The sequence below is a fragment of the Herbiconiux daphne genome, from assembly GCF_024979295.1.
Taxonomy (GTDB): domain Bacteria; phylum Actinomycetota; class Actinomycetes; order Actinomycetales; family Microbacteriaceae; genus Herbiconiux; species Herbiconiux daphnes.
On sequence record NZ_JANLCJ010000286.1, the window covers coordinates 1 to 808 of the forward strand.

Genomic DNA, 808 nt, shown 5'->3' on the forward strand with positions numbered 1-808 from the left:
TTTTTACCCTTAATTGGGGTAGTCTTAACATGGATGTAAGTAAACCACACATCCCCCAATGAGATAACCTCACACTGGTAGATGTTATCGTTAAACTCAATAAAATACGTCAGCAGGATATCCCGCGGTTTATATTTGTGGGGCAGATGAGGATACATGTTTAATTCCCATGCGCCGCCTGTAATCATTTCCAATTTTGGGTTATTAAATGCGAAGTATTTATTCGCCTCTTTATTTTTCGTGTCAGTATTCGACTTACAATATTCGACCGCCACTGTTAACGCGCTATTCCCATATGCGTAAACGTCGATGGTTCCTTGTTGCATTTTCTGGATATGCTCCAGCCCCATCTCTTTAAAATACGGACAGAATTTATTGACCGTATTTCCCAGCATGTAGATTTTAACATCTTCCCGGCGGCGCACAATTGTAGATACGGTATTCATAAACGCCACGAATTCCTCATTTAAATACAGGGAATTTGTAAGGAACTCATCGAATATAATAATACCAACGTTAGGGTAGGACGTTGATTTATTGTGCTCGTTATCCGACAGCGCGAAAGCGAAACAGATAATATCCTGATCTGCATAAATCGCCTTTCCCGCTTCATCGTAATTGCAGAGATACCATTTACCTGCCCAATAATGGATTCCGGTAAATTCCCCCTGAGTGAGTTTAGTTACTTCCCCGTTTTCAACTAATCCACTAAAAAGGGTAGCGGCGCGGCGGCCTGTTAAATCTTCTTTCCAGCGGCGTACATATGCGATTTGCCGTTTTTCTTTCACGTAAAGAGCTACGCCCTTTT

At 41.7% G+C, this 808-nt stretch carries 1 protein-coding gene; it reads right to left on the reverse strand.

The window, feature by feature from the left end; genetic code table 11:
- On the reverse strand, positions 1–788 hold a 788-nt coding region (locus tag N1032_RS24715), incomplete at its 3' end, for a phage DNA encapsidation protein (RefSeq protein WP_259543165.1).
- Positions 789–808: the final 20 nt, after the last annotated feature.